Origin of the sequence: Qipengyuania gaetbuli (genome assembly GCF_009827315.1) — a bacterium.
Taxonomy (GTDB): Bacteria; Pseudomonadota; Alphaproteobacteria; order Sphingomonadales; family Sphingomonadaceae; genus Qipengyuania; species Qipengyuania gaetbuli.
The window spans coordinates 1,473,616-1,489,830 of record NZ_WTYF01000004.1; the positions used below are offsets into that span (position 1 = coordinate 1,473,616).

Consider the following 16,215-nt stretch of genomic DNA (forward strand, 5'->3'; position numbering starts at 1 on the left):
GATAAGCCCAGTTCGCGGGAAGTCGAGGCGGGACTTGAGAGGGACCCCGCCTTGATGCACAAGTCGGGGCGATGGGAGATTCTTCGATAGAGCTGGCCAATGGGCTGGCCCGCGCGATCGCTCGCGCCGGGCTTCCCCGCCCCGGCACACCAGAACGCCTTACAGGCGGCGCGACGATGGAAAGCTGGCGCTTCTCGGCCGGAGGCGAGGATTTCGTCCTGCGCCGTGCGCCCAGCCTCGAGTTCATGAAGGATCGCCCCTTCGGCCATGCGACCGAAGCGGCCGTGATCGAGGCTGCCCGCGGTGCCGGGGTTACCGCACCCGAAGTGGTTTGCGTGCTGGAAGAGGCCGACGGCATCGGCAGCGGCTTCGTCATGCACGCGCTTCCCGGAACGCCCGACCCGCGCGCCATCCAGGCGATGGAAGGGCAGGACGCGCTGCTGGCCGAATGCGCTTCGCAGCTTGCCCGGATCCATTCGCTCGGCGCTCGGGACCTGCCTGCCGATGTGCCGGTGATGGATTACCGCGAGGCGATCGCCCGCCTGCGCGACCAGTTCGACGAAGCGGGCGCGGACCGCCCGGTGATCGCGCTGGGCCTGCGCTGGCTGGAGGACAATTGCCCCGATCCGGTCGAGCCCGTGCTCAATCACGGTGATTTCCGGCTCGGCAATCTGCTGGCCAAGGATGGCAGGCTGACCGGCGTGCTCGACTGGGAGCTCGCCCACCTCGGCGACTGGCACGAGGATCTCGCCTTCGGCTGCATGGCGGTCTGGCGCTTTGCCCGATACGACCGCCCTGGCCTCGGCCTCGGCAGCATGGAGCATTACCTCGATGCCTACGAGGCAAGCGGCGGGCGGCAGGTGGACCGTGCCCGGTACCGCTTCTGGACGATCTACCGCACCGTCTGGTGGGCCATCGGCTGCCTGCGCATGGCCTCCTACTGGCGCAGTGGCGAGGACCGGATGCTCGAACGCACCGTCATCTCGCGCCGGACCAGCGAGCAGGAGGTCGACCTGCTCCTGCTGCTCGAACAGGACGCGCCGGAGGAAGAACGCGCCCGCCCGATCGCACTGCCCGAATTGGCAGAGGAAACCGGCGAGGCGAGCGACGGCGAAATCGCCACAGCGATCTCCGAATGGCTCGGCACGATCAAGGACCGGATGGAAGGGCATGACCGGTTCCAGCTGGCCGTAGCCCGCAATGCATTGGGCATGATCGCGCGCAGCCAGGCATCCCGCATCAGGATCGACGACCCGGCACTTTCCGGCGCCTTGCTGGACGGCGAGGTCGATTTGTCCTCGCCGGGGCTGCTGGCCGAACTGAGAAGCGCCGCGCTTGCCAAGCTCACCGCTGACGTGCCCAAATATCCCGCGCTGGCGGTTGCCCGCAAACTCTGGACCGGAGCAGATTGATGGACTTCACGATCCCGCAGGACCTCGAGGACTATTACGCCGAACTCGTCGCCTTCATCGAGGCCGAGATCGAGCCGCTGGTCGCGAAGGACGACAACATCCGCTTCTTCGACCACCGCCGCGAATGGGCGCGGACCGATTTCGAGGAAGGCGGCCTGCCGCGCCACGAATGGGAAGACCTGCTGCGCGAAGCGCGAAAGGTTGCCGACAAGGCCGGGCACTGGCGCTTTTCCGCGCCGAAGAAATACGGCGGCAAGGACGGGTCGAACCTGTGGATGGCAGTCATCCGCGACCGCTTCGCCCAGCGCGGGCTCGGCCTGCACAATGACCTCCAGAACGAACATTCGATCGTTGGCAATTTCCCCTTCGTCGCCATGTTCGAGACTTTCGGGACCGAGGAACAGAAACAGGAATTCATCCTCGGCGGTTTCGAGGGCACGCGCCGCGTCGCCTTCGGCCTGACCGAGCCGCATCACGGCTCCGACGCCACCCACATGGAAACCCGCGCGGTCCGCGAAACGCGTGACGGGGTCGAAGGCTGGCGCATCGATGGCGAGAAGATGTGGATCACCGGCATGCACGTCGCCACCCACTGCGCGCTCTTCGCCCGCACCGACGGCGAAGACGGCTCGGCCCGCGGCATCACCTGCTTCCTCGTGCCCAACCCGACCGAGGGGCTGGAGATCGAGGAGTGGCTGTGGACCTTCAACATGCCCACCGACCACCCGCGCCTGTCATTGAACAACGTCTGGGTGCCCGACAGCGCAATCCTGGGACAGGAAGGCCGCGGCCTCGCGCTGGCGCAGAGTTTCGTCCACCAGAACCGCATCCGGCAGGCCGCCTCCTCGCTCGGCGCGGCGCAGTATTGCGTCGAGGAGAGCGTGAAATACGCCCGCGAGCGCAAGCCCTTCGGCGAGGAACTGGCGCGCAACCAGGCGATCCAGTTCCCGCTGGTCGAACTGGCGACCCAGTGCGAAATGCTCCGCCTGCTGATCTACAAGACCGCGTGGGAGATGGACAACATGCCCCACGAGGAGATCGAGCGGACCATTTCCGACAAGGTGTCCATGTGCAATTACTGGGCGAACCGTCTCGTGTGCCAGGCTGCCGACCGCGCCATGCAGGTGCACGGCGGGATCGGCTATTCACGGCACAAACCCTTCGAGCACATCTATCGCCACCACCGCCGCTACCGCATCACGGAAGGCGCGGAGGAGATCCAGATGCGGAAGGTCGCCGCCTACCTGTTCGGCTATCTCGGGCCGCGGCGTAAGGGCTAGAGCCGTTCCTTGACCCGCGCGAAGGCGGCCAGCGTCTCGTCGACGTCGGCTTCGCTCAGCGCAGAGGACATCTGCGTGCGGATGCGCGCCTTGCCCTTGGGCACCACGGGGTAGGAGAAGGCGGTCACGTAAACGCCCTCGACCATGGCTTCCTGTGCGAAACGCTGCGCGATCTCGGCATCGTAGAACATGATCGGGATGATCGGGTGTTCGCCCGGGATGAGGTCGAAGCCGAGCTTTTCAAGCCCTTCGCGGAAGCGGGCCGTATTGCGCCGCAGCCGTTCGAGCGCCGCACCTTCGCGCACCAGTTCCATCGCCTTGAGGCTGCCGGCAACGACCGGCGGGGCCACGGTGTTCGAGAACAGGTAGGGGCGCGAGCGCTGGCGCAGCAACGCGACGATTTCCTTCTTCGCGGAAGTGTAGCCGCCGCTCGCCCCGCCCAGCGCCTTGCCGAGCGTGCCGGTGGTGATGTCCACCCGGTCGATGCAACCGCGGTATTCATGCGTGCCGCGGCCGGTTTCGCCGAGGAAGCCGGTGGCGTGGCAATCGTCGAAGTGGACCAGCGCGCCGTATTTTTCCGCCAGGTCGCAGATCCTGTCGAGCTGGGCGATGTGCCCGTCCATCGAGAACACGCCGTCGGTGGTGATCAGCTTGAAGCGCGCACCGGCCTCGTCGGCAGCCTTCAGCTGCACTTCGAGGTCGGCCATATCGTTGTTCTTGTAACGATAGCGCATGGCCTTCGACAGGCGGATGCCATCGATGATGCTGGCGTGATTGAGCTCGTCCGAAATGACTGCGTCTTCGGGGCCGAGCAGGGTTTCGAACAAGCCGCCATTGGCATCGAAGCAGGAGGGGTAGAGGATCGTGTCCTCCATCCCGAGGAAGTCGGAGAGTTCCGCTTCCAGCTGCTTGTGGATGTCCTGCGTGCCGCAGATGAACCGCACCGAGGCCATGCCGAAGCCGCGCTCGTCGAGGCCTTCGCGCGCGGCCGCCATGATCTCGGGATTGTTGGCGAGGCCGAGGTAGTTGTTGGCGCACAGGTTGATCAGCTCGCGCCCGTTCACTTCCACCCGCGCCGACTGCTGCGAGGCGATGAACCGCTCGTTCTTGGTCAGGTTCTGCGCTTCGATGGAATCGAGTTCGGCCTGCAGATGGGCCTGGAATTCACCGTACATGTCGCGTTCCTATTCCCAGTTCAGCACGACCTTGCAGGCGTCGCCCGAAAGCATCGCCTCGAAGCCCTGCTCGAAATCGTCCGCCGGCAGGCGGTGGGTGATGATGGGCGAGAGGTCGAGCCCGCTCTGCACGAAGACCTGCATCTTGTACCAGGTCTCGAAAATCTCGCGGCCGTAGACGCCCTTCAGCGTCAGCATGTTGAAGATGACCTTGTGCCAGTCGATCCGCACGTCGCCGGCGGGCAGGCCGAGGATGGCGATCTTGCCGCCATGCGCCATGTTGTCGACCATGGAGGCAAAGCCCGGCTCGCTGCCCGACATTTCGAGCCCCACGTCGAAGCCTTCGGTCATGCCGAGTTCGGCCTGCACGTCTTCCAGCTTCTCGCGGGTCACGTTGACGGTGCGCGTCGCGCCCATGCGCTTGGCAAGGGCCAGGCGCTCGTCGTTGAGGTCGGTCACGACCACGTGGCGCGCGCCGGCATGGCGGCAGACCGCTGCGGCCATGATGCCGATCGGGCCGGCACCGACGACAAGCACGTCCTCGCCCAGCACGTCGAACTGCAATGCGGTGTGGACCGCATTGCCATAGGGATCGAACAGCGAGGCGACGTCGAGGTCGATCTTGGGATCGTGGACCCAGACATTGGCCGCCGGGAGCGAGAGATATTCGGCAAAGGCACCAGGGCGATTGACGCCGATACCCTGCGCATGGGCGCACATGTGGCGGCGCCCCGCCATGCAGTTGCGGCAGCGGCCGCACACCACATGCCCTTCACCCGACACGATCTGGCCGACCTGGAAGTCACCGGCATTGTCGCCCACGTCGACGATCTCGCCGACGAATTCATGGCCGACGATCATGGGCACCGGAATGGTCTTCTGCGCCCATTCGTCCCATTTCCAGATATGCATGTCGGTGCCGCAAATGGCGGTGCGTCGCACTTTGATGAGGACGTCGTTGATGCCCATTTCGGGCTTGGGGCTGTCCTGCATCCACAGGCCGGGTGCGGCCTTGGCCTTGACCAGTGACTTCATCGAATTCTCTCTCCTGGCACAGCCGCGGCGCAGAATCGCTCGCGACCAGCTGCGAGCCCTCTAGGCCTGCTGCGCGGTGCAACGCAAACCCAACCCGACCCCGGATTGGAAACGAACATTCCGTCCGCACTTCTTGAATTTTTCGAAAAGTAGTGGTGCCCAGAAGAGGACTCGAACCTCCACGCCCTTGCGAGCGCCGCCACCTGAAGACGGTGCGTCTACCAATTCCGCCATCTGGGCACACTTTGCGGGGCCGGTCATCTGCGCCGGTCCGCGGGTAGGAGCGCGCCACTAGCGAAGGGGGGCGATTCTTGTCAACTGCAATCGCGTCGCGGCGAAAGGCAGGAACGCTTGCAGGAGCGCTAGGGTTACGGCTAGGGGCGCAGCGACAGTTCCAGACCAGGAAAGACAGGCGATTTCGATGGCGAAAGACAGCGCGTTGAACGGGAAGCTCGTGGTGCTCATGGGCGGCAGCGGATTCATCGGCAATTACGTGGCGCAGGCCCTGCTCGAACGCGGTGCGCGCCTGCGGATCGCCAGCCGCAATCCGGAAAAGGCGTTCAAGCTGAAGCCGCTCGCCAATCTCGGCCAGATGCAGTTCGCCCGCTGCGACGCGACCGACCGCGCCAGCGTGGAACGGTGCATCGAAGGCGCGGATGCAGTGGTGAACCTCGTCGGCTCGTTCGAGGGCAATCTGCGCAGCCTCATGGGCGAAGCGCCGGGCTGGATGGCAGAGGCCGCGAAAGAGGCCGGTGCCATGTCTTTCGTCCACGTCAGCGCCATCGCTGCCGAGCCGGACGAGGACACGAGCAATGAATACGCCTCGGCCAAGTGCCTGGGCGAAAAGCGCGTGCTCGAGGCGTTCCCCGAAGCGACCATCCTGCGGCCCTCGATCCTGTTCGGAAAGGACGACAATTTCCTCAACATGTTTGCCGGCCTGATCTCGACCCTGCCGGTCCTGCCGGTGTTCGGGCCCGACAAGAAACTGCAGCTCGTCTATGTCGACGATGTTGCCGAGGCGGTCGCCCGCTCGCTCGAAGATCCCGCGCAGTTCGGCGGCAAGACTTTCGAACTCGGCGGCCCCGAGGAAGTGACCATGCTCGAAATCAACGAGCGCATTGCCGAGGCACAGCGCCGCAAGCGCACGTTCCTGCCCATGCCCGACGCGCTGTCGGCCACCTTCGCCGCCCTGCCCGGCACGCCGATGAGCCGCGACCAGTGGAACCTGCTGGCGCAGGGCAACACCGTCTCGGGCGAGCATCCGGGCTTCGACAAGTTCGGTATCGAGCCCAAGCCGGTTGGCCTGTTCCTCGACAAGTGGATGACCCGCTACCGCAAGCACGGCCGCTTCGCCGAACGGCTCAGCGCCTGAGGTAGCGGTTACCCGTCAGAGCGCCGCCCGGTAGAGGGCGAGCTTGTCGGCATAGGCGCGTTCGGCGGCCTCGGGCGCATAGGCCGGGCTGTCGGGCACGCACCAGCCGTGGTCCCCGGTATAGACGTCGACCTTGGCGGTGGCACCCGCCTCGCGCATCGCCATGCGCAACGTGTCCTTATGCGTGGGCGCCTCCGCATCGTCGTCCTGCGCGATCGCGATGAGGTAATGCGCATCGCCGCGCAGCATCTTGTGCGGGCTGGTATCGGCATCGCGGACAAGGCCGCCGCCGTGGAAGCTGGCGGCTGCGCGGATGCGCTGGTCGGCTGCAACGCTCCACACGGTGAAGGGGCCGCCCATGCAATAGCCTTCGGTGCCGATGCCGCGGCTGCTGTCGACCGCAGCCTGCCCGAAGAGCCATGAGGCTGCCGCCTTTGCATCGGACCCGACCGCCGCCGAATCGAGCCGCTGGCGCCACGGGCGCACTTTCTGGAAGCCGTTGTCTGCGGCAAAGCTGGCGAAGTCGGCATATTGCTGACCTTCGACATCGCGGTAATAGGGATTGATGACGAGCACGGCATAACCCTCGCCTGCGAGCCGGCGGGCCATCTGCCGCTTCGATTCCCTCAGCCCCGCGACATCCGGCCAGAAGATCACGCCGGGGTGGCTGCCTTCGCCGGGATGGACGAAGAAGCCGTCCATCACCCCGTCGGGCGTGCGGAAACTGACCGTGCTTTCCACCAGAGTCGGAGCATCGGCGGCGCTTTCCGCGGCGCCATCCATCGACGTGCAGGCTGCTGCGGCGGTAGCAAGGGCGCCTGCCCCGAAGGTGCGGCGGTTCAAGGATTGGCGGGCCCACCGGGCCAGCTGGTTCTCATCGCACATGCGTGCATTCTCCCATTGCCCGTCCGCGGCGCACCCTAGCGAAGCTTCGATTATGGACAAGGGGGCGGATGCAATGCAGGATTGCTTCCGGAGAAAGCGGGCACGAGTCCCGCCTCGGGGAGAGAAAAATGCTGAAACACGGAATCGCGGCCCTGGCCGCGCTGCTGCTCGTCGGATGCAACTCGGGCGAGAGCGAGGGCGGCATCGATGAAATGCGCCTCATCAATGCGGGCGATGACAGCGCCAACTGGATTACCCACGGGCGCACCTATTCCGAACAGCGATACTCCCCGCTCGACGCGGTGAACCGCGACACGGTCGCGAACCTCGGCCTTGCCTGGTATGCCGACATGGACACCGCGCGCGGACAGGAAGCGACACCGCTGGTAATGGACGGCAAGCTTTACGTCACCACCGCCTGGAGCAAGGTCTTCGCCTTCGACGCCGCCACCGGCGAGCCGCTGTGGAGCTACGATCCGCAGGTGCCCGGCGAAACCGGCGTCAAGGTTTGCTGCGACGTGGTGAACCGCGGCCTTGCTGCCTGGGGCGACAAGTTGTTCCTCGGCACGCTCGACGGCAGGCTCGTGGCGCTCGACCGCGAAACCGGCAAGGTCCTGTGGGAGAAGGTCACGGTCGACCAGTCCAAGGCCTATTCGATCACCGGCGCGCCGCGCGTGATCGACGGCAAGGTCCTGATCGGCAATGGCGGCGCCGAATTCGGCGTGCGCGGCTACATCGCCGCCTATGATGCCGACGACGGGTCGGAGCTTTGGCGCTTCTACACCGTCCCGGGCGATGAAGGCGAAGACCAGCCCGAATATTTGCAGAAAGCTGCAGAAACCTGGACGCAGGGCACCGGCGAGATCGGCGGCGGCGGCACCGTGTGGGATTCCATGGCCTACGACCCCGAGCTCGACCTGCTCTATTTCGGCGTCGGCAACGGTAGCCCATGGAACCGCGCCTATCGCAGCCCCGGCGCAGACGGAAAAGGTGAAGGCGACAACCTCTACCTGTCCAGCATCGTCGCGATCCGTCCCGATACGGGCGAATATGTCTGGCATTACCAGACGACCCCGGGAGAAACCTGGGACTACACCGCCACGCAGCACATTATCCTCGCCGACATGAATATCGACGGGAAGGACCGCAAGGTCCTGATGCAGGCGCCCAAGAACGGTTTCTTCTACGTCCTCGACCGCGAAACCGGCGAGTTCATCAGCGGCAAGCCCTATATCCCGCTGAACTGGGCGACAGGCATCGATGCGAACGGCCGCCCGATCGAGAACCCGGAAACGCGCATCGACCGCACGGGCAAGCCGGCGCTGGTGATGCCCGGCCCGCTGGGCGGCCACAACTGGCACCCGATGGCCTATCACCCGGGCGAAAATCTCGTCTACATCCCCGCTTTCGAAGCCGCGATGCTCTACGCACCCGAAGCCAACTGGAAACCCGACATGAAACGCGGCTTCAACGTCGGCTTCGACATCGGCGCAGGTGACCTGCCGCCCGATCTCGGCTTCCGCCGCGAGGTGGGCAGCACGATCAAGGGCAAGCTTGTCGCCTGGGATCCGGTGAAGCAGGAACCGCGCTGGACCGTCGAACATCCCGGCGCGTGGAACGGCGGGCTGCTGGCAACCGGCGGCGGCCTCGTCTTCCAGGGCACGCAGGAAAGCACCTTCAACGCCTATGACGCGGCAAGCGGCGACAAGCTGTGGAGCTTCGATGCGCAGACCGGCGTCGTCGCCCCGCCGATGACCTACATGGTGGGCGGCGAGCAATATGTCGCCGTGCTGGCAGGCTGGGGCGGCGCGCTCGCCATTACCGCAGACGGCGGGATCATCGCCAAGGACAAGCCGGTGCGCAACGTCAGCCGCCTGCTGGTGTTCAAGCTGGGCGGCAGCGCGCAGCTTCCTGCTGCGAGCGAGTTCGCCGCGACCCCGCTCGACCCGCCGCCGAGCAAGGCGAGCGCTGCGGTCATCGAGGAAGGGCGCAAGTCCTACGCCCGTTACTGCGCGGTTTGCCATGCGCCGGGTGCGGTGGGCTCCACCGTCCTGCCCGACCTTCGCCGCTCGGGCGCGCTGGAGAATGCGGCTGTCTGGCTGCAGATCGTCCATGACGGTGCGCTCAAGGACAATGGCATGGTGAGCTTCAGGGACTCGCTGACGAAGGAGCAGATGGAAGCCATCCGCCAGTACGTCATCAAGCGAGCCAACGAAGACAAGGCGATGGAGGCGCAGGTAGCCAAGGGCCGCGTCGCGCGGCGCTGACATGACCGACCCGGTCGATATCCGTGGCTGGCAGCGATTGTCGGCGCGGATATCGACCTCGGGCAGGCTCGGGCCGGATGACCCCGCGCGCCTCGCCGCCCTCGGCGTGCGCCACGTCATCAACCTCGCGCTGGACGATCATCCCGAAGCTCTTGCCGGGGAAGCGGCGCTGATGGCGGCCGAGGGTATCGCGTATACGCACATACCGATACCGTTCGACCGTCCGGAGGCCGACCACTACGAGGCCTTCAAGCAGGCGCTCGCGGCGGCACAGGGGCCGGTCCACGTCCATTGCATCATGAACTGGCGCGTCTCGGCCTTCTTCTACCTGCTCCACCGCGAACAGGGCATGGATGAGAAAGAGGCTCGCGCGCTGATGGCACGGCAATGGGATCCGCTGGCCAGCGACGAGCCGCGGTCACGGCCCTGGCGGGAATTGCTCAGCCCCTGAAGACCACCGTGCGCTTGCCGTTGAGGAGCACGCGCTCCTCGAGGTGAAGGCGTACCGCTTCGGCCAGTACCCGGCTTTCTATCTCGCGGCCCTTGCGGACCAGTTCGTCGGGGCTGTCGGCATGGCTGATCGTTTCGGCCGCCTGGTGGATGATCGGCCCTTCGTCGAGATCGGCGGTCACGTAATGCGCGCTCGCCCCGATCATCTTCACCCCGCGCTCGTAGGCCTGGTGATAGGGCTTGGCACCCTTGAAGCCGGGCAGGAAGGAATGGTGGATGTTGATGCAGCGGCCTGCGAAATGCGCCGCCTGCTCGTCAGACAGGATTTGCATGTAGCGCGCCAGCACCACCAGTTCCGCACCCGCCTGTTCGGCAATCGCGCGCACCTGCGCTTCTTGCTCGGCCTTGGTGTCGCGCGTGATCGGCAAGTGGTGGAACGGGATATCGCCGAGGTGCGTGTGCTCGATCGCCTCGCGCGGATGGTTCGAGACGATCGCCACCGGATCCATCGGCAGTTCGCCGATGCGCCAGCGATAGAGCAGGTCGGCAAGGCAGTGGTCGAACTTGCTGACCATGATGAGGACGCGGCGCGGTCGATCGCGCAGGGCGAGCTTCCACTGCATGCCCAGTTCGTCGGCGAGCGGGGTGAAGTCTTCCCGGATGCTCTCCCGCGAGGTTTGTCCCGGATCGAACTCCACGCGCATGAAGAAGGCATCGGACTGGCGGTCGTTGAACTGCTGCGCTTCGAGGATGTTGCCGCCCCGCTCGAACAGGAAGGAGGCGACGCGCGCGGTGATGCCGGGACGGTCGGCGCAGGACAGGGTCAGGACAAGGGGCTGTGACATGGCGCCTTGGTCGGGCGCGGGCGGCGCCAAGGCAAGCGCTATTGGCTTTATGCACGCACAGGCGGGGTTCTTGCCCCTGCAGCCTGCCGGGCAAACGAAAAAGCGGCCCGGGGATAGTACCCGGGCCGCTTTCCCTGGACGGATCGTCCGTCTGGTCGGAGTTTACCAGCCGAAGATCACACCGACGCGGCCGCCAACCTTGCCGTCCTTGTTCAGGCCACCGCCGATACCGGCAGTGATGGCAATGTTGTTGCTGACGCGGATACCCGCGTTGGCGGCGATGGCATTAGCGCCTTCATAGAAGCCGCCGGCCACCGAGAGATTGAACTTGGTGTCGGGCAGGAAGCCCATGCCACCAAGGGCAATCGCCGTAGCGGTCGAGCTCGAAATGCGGTCATCGAGCTGGTCGATACGGGTTTCAATCGCGCCGACGCGGCCACCCAGGTCGGTGATCTGTGCCATCATCGCATTGTCTGCAGCGATGCGGGCGTTTTCTTCTGCCGTGATACGTTCGAGCAGCTGCGCGTCGGCAGCGGCGCGGGTTTCGGCTTCAGCGACGATCGCAGCCGAGTTGGCCGTGATACGCTCGTCATGCTCGACGAGGGTAGCTTCTGCCACCACGATACGAGCGGTGTTGCTGGCGATGTTGGTCGCGTTGGTCGTGATGCGAGCATCATGCTCAACGAGGGTCGCTTCCGCCACCGTGATACGCGCAGTGTTGCTGGCGATGTTGGCTTCGTTGGTGGTGATGCGGCCTTCGTGGTCGACGAGGGTCGCTTCGTTCGCCGTGATACGGGTCTCGTGGTCGACGAGAGTCGCTTCGTTGGCGGTGATACGGCCTTCGTGGTCGACGAGGGCTGCGATCACTTCGACTTCCGAATTGGTTTCGTCAGCGCGCGGGTCGCCGAGGAGAGCCTGCGAAGCGGCTGCGATGGCAGCGTTTTCGTTTTCGGCAGCTGCAACCAGCACTTCCTGGGCGCGAGCGTAAGTGTTGGTCGCATTGTCGAGAGCGTCGAACTGCTGCTGTTCGACCGTTGCGGCAACAGTGGCTGCTTCGGCATCGCCGGTCAGCGTGGTCAGGCCCGAAGCGTCAGCCGTGTAGCCGGCGTCGGTGATCGCATCGACGAATTCGTCGTTCGAAGCGAGCGAGGTATCGAGATCGGCCAGGGCGTCCGTCAGGCCATCTGCTGCGGCGACGGTTGCGTCGACAGCATCGTTGAACGCGGTCTGCGCGGCAGTCAGGTCGGCCGAGGCAGCGTTCGCAGCAACAAGGGCTTCGGCGCGTGCGTCTTCGGCAGCGGCGAGTTCGAGCTGTGCGTCTGCACGAGCGGCAAGGGCGTCGTTCAGGGCTGCAAGGTTCGCAGTAGTCTGGTCGGCGTCATAGGCAGCCTGTGCGGCATTGACGGCGTCCTGCGCATCCGTGACGGCAACCTGCGCGTCGGTGATTGCCTGGTTCGCATCGGTCAGGTCGTCGGCAGCCGCGTCGAAAGCGAGCTGTGCCTCGGTCAGGCTGTCGCCTGCCGCAAGCTGGGCATCCTGTGCAGCAGCGAGATCCGCTTCGGCGGTGTCGACAGCGGCGAAAGCTTCGAGGTTTTCTTCGGTCAGCGAAGCTTCGACGGCAGCCTGTGCGTCGGTCAGCGTCGTGGCGGTTTCGGTTGCTGCGTCGAGTTCGGCCTGGGCAGCTTCGACTTCGGCTTCGCTCGGAGCGGTCTGTTCGATCTTGCTGTCGAGGTTGTCGTATGCGCCATCGTTGATGCCTGCGTAATTCGGATTGGCAAACATGTAGTCCACATCACCCGTCGGCTCGGTGCAGACGACCGTGCCATCAGAGAAACGCGTGCAGGTCTCAGCAGACTGGGCCGAAGCCGGGACTGCGACGATCAGCGCGCCCCCTGCGACGCTGGTCATCAGGCCTGCGCAGATGGCGCGGCCTGCATTATTCATAGTACGCATAAGTAAAACCCCTCAAAATGTAATATGTCATTTGTTAAAAACTAGGCGACCCTAGGGCCCAGTTGGAGAGGGGCTACGCGATTTGATTTACTATTGATATTTGTTTTGAGGTCCTATATTAGATATACAAGATGCACTTGATACCGGATTATTCATAAAATAACCGGTAAGCGCTATTGGTCTCTACGCCTTCAAGTCGTCGACCAAAAGTGAACTGGGGATATGATTTACACTGCGCATTAATTCGCGCGGTTATTGTTTTGGGCGGGGCAAGTGAAGAAGATTTTATCGCAATTCGCCGCCGCCTTCGGGCAGGCGGGCATACAGGTATTCACCGTGGAAGGGCGGATCATCATCCACCTTATTTCGAACGGTGAATCGAGGATTAAGGAATTACTTCTGGCGTCCGGCTCTTCCTACCGCGGGTTCTACCTCGCGTTGGAACGGCTGAAGGCCAAGGGTATCGTCACCTCAGAACTCGATCCGCATGACCGGCGCGCGCGCCGGATCAAGCTCACCCAGCACGACGCGACGCGCAAGCTGGACGAGCTCGCCTGACGGCTTTTCCCTTACAGGTCAGCGGCGGCTGAGCGCTTCCTCGCTCTGCGCCATGAGCTTGGCGATGATGTCCGCCACCGGCTCTTCTTCCTTGAGCATGCCGACCGACTGACCGGCCATCAAGCTGCCGTTCTCCACATCGCCATCGATGACCGCGCGCCGCAGGGCGCCGGCCCAGTAATGCTCGATCTGCAGCTGTGCCTCGTCCATCGCCACCTCTTCGCGGTCGAGCCGTCCGGCGACTTCGATCTGCTTGGCGGTGAATTCCTCCGTGCCCTTGTTCTTCAGCGCGCGCACCGGGATCACCGGAAGGCGCGGATCGACCTGGACGCTGGCCACGGCATCGCGGGCGCTGGCACGGAAGAAGGCCTTCTTGAAGTTCTCGTGCGCGATGCTTTCCTTCGCCGCGGCAAAGCGCGTGCCCAGCTGCACGCCGGCTGCGCCCATCTCGAGGTAGCCGGCAATCGCCTGGCCGCGGCCGATGCCGCCCGCGACGAAGATGAGGTGTTCCTCGGCCAGTTCGGGCAGCATTTCCTGCGCCAGCACGCTGGTCGAGACCGGACCGATGTGGCCGCCCGCTTCCATCCCTTCGATGACGAGCGCATCCGCGCCCGAACGCAGCAGCTTCTTGGCCAGCGCCAGCGTCGGCGCAAAGCAGATGACCTTGGCTGGGTTGGCCCCGCCCTTGATCGCCTCGACGCTGCCCTTGGGCGGGATACCGCCTGCCAGCACCACGTGGCTGACGCCCGCGCGGTCGCACACGTCGATCAGCTCGAACAGCTGCGGGTGCATGGTGATGAGGTTCACGCCGAAAGGCTTGTCGGTCAGCTTCTGCGTTTCGGCAATCTCGGTCTCGAGCAGTTCGGGCGTCATCGCGCCGCAGGCGATCACGCCGAAACCGCCGGCATTGGAGATGGCCGACACGAGGTTGCGTTCGGATACCCAGCTCATCGCACCGCACAGGATGGCAGTTTCGCTGCCGAGGAATTCAGCGCCGCGCTGCATCAGGCGCGCTGTCTTGGGATAGGTCGTCATGGGCTAAGCGCTTAGTGGGCGAGGCGCATCGCGGCAAGCGTGCGACTTTGCGGGAATGTGGGCGAAGAAAGCTGGCAAACTCCCGCGGCGTCGCTCAGCCGTAGGTGATGTGCACCCGGTGGGCGGCGTCGCGCGCCTTGCTGCGCGCCTCGTCCGTGTCGCTGCCCGTCGCCAGTGCAACGCCCATGCGGCGGTAGGGCCGGCTGGTCGGCTTGGCGAAAATGCGGATGTCGGCACCCTGCGCCATGGCATCGGCAAGGCCTTCGTAGCCGAGCTGGTCGCTATCGCGATCGGCGAGGATGACGGCAGAGGCCGAAGGGCGCGCGAGCATCCGGTCGGGGATCGGCAGGCCGAGTACTGCGCGGGCATGAAGGTCGAATTCGGTGAGGTTCTGGCTGACGAGCGTGACCATCCCCGTGTCATGCGGCCGCGGCGACAGTTCGGAGAAGATGACCTCCTCGCCCCGGACGAAGAACTCCACTCCGAACAGGCCGAAACCGCCCAGATCGTCGACGACCTTGCGCGCCATGTCCTGCGCCTTGGCGATGGCGCTGTCCGACATCGGGGTCGGCTGCCAGCTTTCCTGGTAGTCGCCGCGTTCCTGCCGGTGGCCGATGGGCGGACAGAAGGTGACGCCGCCTGCGTGCCGGACGGTCAGCAGGGTAATCTCGTAATCGAAATCGATGAATTGCTCGACGATCACGCGCTGGCGGTCGCCGCGCATATTGGCGCAGGCATAGTCCCATGCCCCTTCCAGCTCGTCCTCGTCGCGAACCGTGCTCTGGCCCTTGCCCGAAGAGGACATGACCGGCTTGATCACGCAGGGGAAACCCGTGTGCGCGGCGGCTGCGCGCACTTCGTCGAGGTTCTTGGCGTAGCGGTATTTCGACGTCACGAGGCCGAGTTCGTTTGCCGCAAGGTCGCGGATGGCATCGCGGTTCATGGTCAGCTGGGCTGCACGCGCCGAAGGGACGACGGTAAAGCCTTCGCTTTCCAGTTCGGCCAGCGCCTCGGTGCGGATCGCCTCGATCTCGGGCACGATGTAGTCGGGCCGGTGCTTCTCGGCCACTTCGCGCAGCCGCTCGCCATCGAGCATGGAGAAGACTTCGCGCGCATCGGCAAGCTGCATGGCCGGCGCATCGTCATAGGCATCGCAGGCGATGACATAGGCGCCGAGCCGCTTGGCAGAGATAACGAACTCGCGCCCCAGCTCGCCCGAACCGAGAAGCAGAATCCTAGCCGTATGTGCCATTCGGGGTCTCCTGTTTCGATGCGCGAAGTGCGCGGCCCTCCATGCGCCAGATTGCGACCTGCTTTCCAGCCTCGAATGCGCTTTCGTCGATGACGGCGTCGGGTAGGCGCAGCGAAAATGGCGGCAGCGTCATGTTGAGCGGCCGGTAGCGGAAGGATGCCGGCTGCTCCTGATTGGCGGTACAACCGGGATAATGCGTCACCAGCAGGAAACGCTGCGCAGCCTGTTCCAGATGTTCCAGCGCCTTGGCAGCATCTTCGAGCGGGAGATGGTTGAGGCATTCGCGGCACAGCACGAGTTCGGCGCGCGGCAGTTCATCTTCGACAAGGTCGACCACCTCGAAGCCGGTCCGGTCATTACCGTAGCGCCGGCGGTTCTCGGCGATCAGATCCGGCACGATATCAACGCCGGTATAGTGGCCCGCAAAGCCCAGCGCCGGCTGCCAGTTGTAGTCCCCGCAAGGTGCATCGAGGATCGAGAGGACCCCTTCTTGCTCGATCAGGGCAACCAGTCCGCGCCTCAGCTCGCCGGTCGCCGACAAGGTGCTGCCGAAGCCCGACGCGGTTTCGGGGTTCTGCCAGATACGTTCCTCGTAGATGGCCGAAAAACGCTGCGCCCGCGTCGCGTGGCGACGAAGAAACAGGCGTTCCTTGAACGAGAACCAGAGGCTGCGCGCCTGCCGGATCATCGTTTCGA

14 protein-coding genes and 1 tRNA gene are annotated in these 16,215 nt (G+C 64.7%); 6 read left to right on the forward strand and 9 right to left on the reverse strand.

Features of this window, described 5'->3' with window-relative positions; all coding sequences use genetic code 11:
- The first annotated feature begins 71 nt into the window (after window positions 1–71).
- Together GRI42_RS09695 and GRI42_RS09700 are read left to right on the forward strand one after the other, a co-directional pair.
- Window positions 72–1,412, forward strand: coding sequence for a phosphotransferase (locus tag GRI42_RS09695; RefSeq protein ID WP_160608300.1), 1,341 nt, complete (start codon window positions 72–74; stop codon window positions 1,410–1,412).
- A complete protein-coding gene (locus GRI42_RS09700; RefSeq protein ID WP_160608301.1) occupies window positions 1,412–2,692 on the forward strand; it encodes an acyl-CoA dehydrogenase family protein in 1,281 nt (426 codons plus the stop codon). Before GRI42_RS09695 ends, GRI42_RS09700 begins: the two co-directional genes overlap by 1 nt.
- Here the strand turns inward: GRI42_RS09700 and GRI42_RS09705 are convergent.
- The 3 genes from GRI42_RS09705 to GRI42_RS09715 form a co-directional block, all read right to left on the reverse strand.
- A complete protein-coding gene (locus GRI42_RS09705) occupies window positions 2,689–3,867 on the reverse strand; it encodes a glycine C-acetyltransferase (RefSeq protein WP_160608302.1) in 1,179 nt (392 codons plus the stop codon). The two genes, GRI42_RS09700 and GRI42_RS09705, sit on opposite strands and share 4 nt — an antisense overlap.
- A 9-nt stretch (window positions 3,868–3,876) precedes the next feature.
- The gene (gene tdh / locus GRI42_RS09710; RefSeq protein ID WP_160608303.1) at window positions 3,877–4,902 is read right to left on the reverse strand and encodes an L-threonine 3-dehydrogenase; all 1,026 of its coding nucleotides are present in this window, start codon (window positions 4,900–4,902) and stop codon (window positions 3,877–3,879) included.
- Between the two features lie 153 nt (window positions 4,903–5,055).
- Window positions 5,056–5,142, reverse strand: a tRNA-Leu gene (locus GRI42_RS09715).
- A 181-nt stretch (window positions 5,143–5,323) separates the two neighbouring features.
- On the opposite strand from GRI42_RS09715, the gene GRI42_RS09720 reads away from it, so the two are divergent.
- A complete protein-coding gene (locus tag GRI42_RS09720) occupies window positions 5,324–6,274 on the forward strand; it encodes a complex I NDUFA9 subunit family protein (protein ID WP_160608304.1) in 951 nt (316 codons plus the stop codon).
- Window positions 6,275–6,289: 15 nt separating this feature from the next.
- Here GRI42_RS09720 and GRI42_RS09725 read toward each other — a convergent pair whose 3' ends face one another.
- Complete coding sequence (locus GRI42_RS09725) at window positions 6,290–7,117, reverse strand: dienelactone hydrolase family protein (protein WP_325065322.1); 828 nt, start codon at window positions 7,115–7,117, stop codon at window positions 6,290–6,292.
- 170 nt (window positions 7,118–7,287) lie between these two features.
- On the opposite strand from GRI42_RS09725, the gene GRI42_RS09730 reads away from it, so the two are divergent.
- Window positions 7,288–9,426 (forward strand): PQQ-dependent dehydrogenase, methanol/ethanol family, encoded by a 2,139-nt coding sequence (locus tag GRI42_RS09730; protein ID WP_160608306.1) that lies wholly within the window; start codon window positions 7,288–7,290, stop codon window positions 9,424–9,426.
- Window position 9,427: 1 nt separating this feature from the next.
- Window positions 9,428–9,877 carry a protein tyrosine phosphatase family protein gene (locus GRI42_RS09735; protein WP_160608307.1) on the forward strand — a complete coding sequence of 150 codons (450 nt, stop codon included), beginning with the start codon at window positions 9,428–9,430 and terminating at the stop codon, window positions 9,875–9,877.
- Here the strand turns inward: GRI42_RS09735 and purU are convergent.
- Together purU and GRI42_RS09745 are read right to left on the reverse strand one after the other, a co-directional pair.
- A complete protein-coding gene (gene purU / locus GRI42_RS09740) occupies window positions 9,867–10,721 on the reverse strand; it encodes a formyltetrahydrofolate deformylase (protein ID WP_160608308.1) in 855 nt (284 codons plus the stop codon). The two genes, GRI42_RS09735 and purU, sit on opposite strands and share 11 nt — an antisense overlap.
- Window positions 10,722–10,883: 162 nt before the next feature.
- A complete protein-coding gene (locus GRI42_RS09745; protein ID WP_160608309.1) occupies window positions 10,884–12,674 on the reverse strand; it encodes a YadA-like family protein in 1,791 nt (596 codons plus the stop codon).
- 273 nt (window positions 12,675–12,947) lie between these two features.
- Here GRI42_RS09745 and GRI42_RS09750 point away from each other — a divergent pair, with 273 nt between their 5' ends.
- Complete coding sequence (locus GRI42_RS09750) at window positions 12,948–13,232, forward strand: MarR family winged helix-turn-helix transcriptional regulator (RefSeq protein WP_160608310.1); 285 nt, start codon at window positions 12,948–12,950, stop codon at window positions 13,230–13,232.
- Window positions 13,233–13,250: 18 nt separating this feature from the next.
- Here the strand turns inward: GRI42_RS09750 and GRI42_RS09755 are convergent, their stop codons facing one another.
- From GRI42_RS09755 to GRI42_RS09765, 3 genes are all read right to left on the reverse strand, one after another.
- Complete coding sequence (locus GRI42_RS09755) at window positions 13,251–14,267, reverse strand: NAD(P)H-dependent flavin oxidoreductase (protein ID WP_160608311.1); 1,017 nt, start codon at window positions 14,265–14,267, stop codon at window positions 13,251–13,253.
- 94 nt (window positions 14,268–14,361) lie between these two features.
- Entirely contained in the window at window positions 14,362–15,519 is a 1,158-nt protein-coding gene (gene purT / locus GRI42_RS09760) for a formate-dependent phosphoribosylglycinamide formyltransferase (RefSeq protein ID WP_160608312.1), read from the reverse strand.
- Window positions 15,503–16,207 (reverse strand): class I SAM-dependent methyltransferase, encoded by a 705-nt coding sequence (locus GRI42_RS09765; RefSeq protein WP_160608313.1) that lies wholly within the window; start codon window positions 16,205–16,207, stop codon window positions 15,503–15,505. Before GRI42_RS09765 ends, purT begins: the two co-directional genes overlap by 17 nt.
- Window positions 16,208–16,215 lie beyond the last annotated feature (8 nt).